The sequence below is a fragment of the Rhizobium terrae genome (assembly GCF_003425685.1).
Taxonomy (GTDB): Bacteria; Pseudomonadota; Alphaproteobacteria; order Rhizobiales; family Rhizobiaceae; genus Neorhizobium; species Neorhizobium terrae.
Map to the genome: position 1 here is coordinate 1 of NZ_QJKM01000060.1, position 2,547 is coordinate 2,547.

Genomic DNA, 2,547 nt, shown 5'->3' on the forward strand with positions numbered 1-2,547 from the left:
CCACTCTCGTGAAGAGTTTCGGGCGCCGGAGGCGTACGAAAGTCCCCGAGGAAGGAACCCGCGGGCCACGGTCGGGGGCTATGGAGATTTCGATCTGCGGCCGATGACTGCGATGGCGCGACCGCAGCCAGGGAGTGGGGCGATGGATGCGGACAGGCCGCTTCGTTGCGCGTTTGCGTGGTTTTGCTGGCCCGGCACCTGGCTCGTCGCGACCCTTCCGGCGGCGATAATCACCATGAGCGCGTGGGTGTCGGTTGCCGTAGGCGGGGCGCCTGCGGCTGAAGTCTTGGCCATGCCATGCCGGGTCATGAAGCCGTCTCCCGGTTTGTCGCCGTCGCATCCGGCGGTCCGCGCGGCTGCCTCCAGCGTTCGAACATCTCGATGACGATCATTCGTCCGCCGCAGCAGGGGCATGGCGGGCGAAAGTCATCCGGTTCGCCTGGTGTGTCGTCATCGGCTGGTGCGGCGACGTGCATCAGTTCGCGAGCGAGCGTGAGGCTGGTCTTGCGGGCTGAGCCGGCGAGCAGGCCGTAATGCCGGATGCGGTGGAAGCCGCGCGGCAAGACATGGAGGAGGAAGCGGCGGATGAACTCATCGACCGCGAGCGTCATGATCTGCTGCCGGTCGCAGCCGTCGCGGCGGTAGTCCTTGTAGTGGAAGGTGACACCCGTCTCGTGGAACGAGATCAGGCGGCGGTTCGAGATTGCGACCCGGTGGGTGTAGCGGGACAGGTAGGCGAGTACTGCCTCTGGCCCCGCGAACGGCGCCTTGGCATAGACCACCCAGCGCTTCTTCCGGACCGGTGACAGATGCAACAGGAATGCCCGCCGCTCGGCGAGATGAGCAAGTGCGCCGAAGAAGCCGAGCCGCCCGGCGTCGTGCAGAGCGACCAGCCGGACGAGGAACAGCCGTCGAAACAGTTTGCCGAGTACGCGTACGGGAAGCAGGAAGGCCGGGCGCGATGATATCCATCGGCTTCCGTCTGGCGTGATGCCGCCGCCCGGAACGATCATGTGCACATGCGGATGGTGCGTCATCGCCGATCCCCAGGTGTGGAGCACGGCGGTGATGCCGATGCGCGCGCCGAGGTGCTTCGGATCGGCCGCGATGGTCAGCATCGCCTCCGACGCCGCCTTGAACAGCAGGTCGTAGACAAGCGCCTTGTTTTGGAACGCTATGTCGGCGACCTCGGCCGGCAGGGTGAACACGACGTGGAAGTAGCCGACTGGAAGCAGATCAGCCTCGCGTTCGGCAAGCCATGTGCGTGCCGCTGCGCCCTGGCACTTTGGGCAATGCCGATTGCGGCAGGAGTTGTAGGCGATCCGCCGCTGGCCGCAGTCCTCGCAGGCCTCGACGTGACCGCCGAGGGCAGCAGTGCGGCAGTTCTCGACCGCCGACATCACCTTCAGTTGCGGCAGGCTCATATGTCCTGCATGCGCGCGCCGGTACGCCGCGCCGGCAGCACGGAAGATGTCGGCGACCTCGATCGAGGCACGCAAGGCTCAACCGTCGGGGAAAGCTTCTTCCGGCTTGAACAGGCCGAGTTTGTCGAGCGGACTCGTAACCCTGCGGACCGTCTTGGTCGCCACCTTGGCGTAGAGGGCGGTGTTGTTGAGTTTTGCGTGCCCGAGCAGGACCTGGATGATCCGAATGTCCGTGCCGTCCTCCAGCAGGTGGGTGGCGAAGCTGTGGCGCAGCGTATGCGGCCCGACCCGCTTGGCGATGTCGGCGGCCTGGGCCGCCTCAACGACGATCCGATAGAGCTGCCGCGTGCTGATCGGCTTCATTGCGTGTTGGCCAGGGAATAACCAGCCGTCGCGATGCATCACACCCTGCTGCCGCCCCACCTTCCACCACTGGCGCAGCAGGGTGAGCAGGTCCTCCGAAAGCATGGCATTGCGATAGCGCCCGCCCTTGCCACGCTCGACGCGCAGCAACATCCGCTCGCTGTCGACGTCGGCAACCTTCAGCATCGAGACCTCCGCGACACGTAGGCCGGCGCCATAGGCGACCGACAATGCCGCTTGATGCTTGAGGCAGGTGGTGGCATTGAGTAACCGGGCAACCTCGTCGCGGCTCAGCACCACAGGCAGGTTACGCGGATACGCCAGCCGGACGAGCCTGCGCGCCAGGTCCGGGCGGTCGAGGGTCTGGGTGAAGAGGAAGCGTAACGCCGACACGATGCTGTTCATCGTCGGAACGGGAACGCCATCGTTCTGCTGCTCGATCTGGAACCGGCGCAGGTCGTCGGCGGTCGCCGTGTCTGGTGACCGCCCGAGGAAGGTCGCCAGGCGTCCGATGTCGCGGAGATAGTTGCGCTGCGTTTCGCGTGAGAAACGTCGCATGTTCATGTCGTCGATCAACCGCTGGCGCAGCGGGCTGACGGGCGTGTCGAGATGGGGGTACTGCATGGTCAGGCTCCTTGTTGAAGAAGCTCGTCATGCTCCGCCCTGGCCGGACGACGTTCAACCCAGGCGCAACCTCCAGCCTGTGCCCTCTATCTCAACCGCAGACGCCCTCCCGCGCAGCGGGTTCGTTCCTCGGCTC

2 protein-coding genes are annotated in these 2,547 nt (G+C 65.6%); both read right to left on the reverse strand.

The annotated features are described in order from the left end of the window. Nucleotides 1-305: 305 nt before the first annotated feature. Nucleotides 306-1,499, reverse strand: a complete 1,194-nt coding sequence (locus DMO26_RS33290; RefSeq protein ID WP_117196521.1) for an IS91 family transposase — start codon at nt 1,497-1,499, stop codon at nt 306-308. Nucleotides 1,500-1,502: 3 nt separating this feature from the next. Beyond that, nucleotides 1,503-2,411, reverse strand: a complete 909-nt coding sequence (locus tag DMO26_RS33295) for a tyrosine-type recombinase/integrase (protein WP_117194251.1) — start codon at nt 2,409-2,411, stop codon at nt 1,503-1,505. Nucleotides 2,412-2,547: the final 136 nt, after the last annotated feature.

Excerpts from the sequence above, each read along its gene's own strand:
- DMO26_RS33295 (WP_117194251.1), bottom strand. The coding sequence starts at position 2,411 with ATGCAGTACCCCCATCTCGACACGCCCGTCAGCCCGCTGCGCCAGCGG.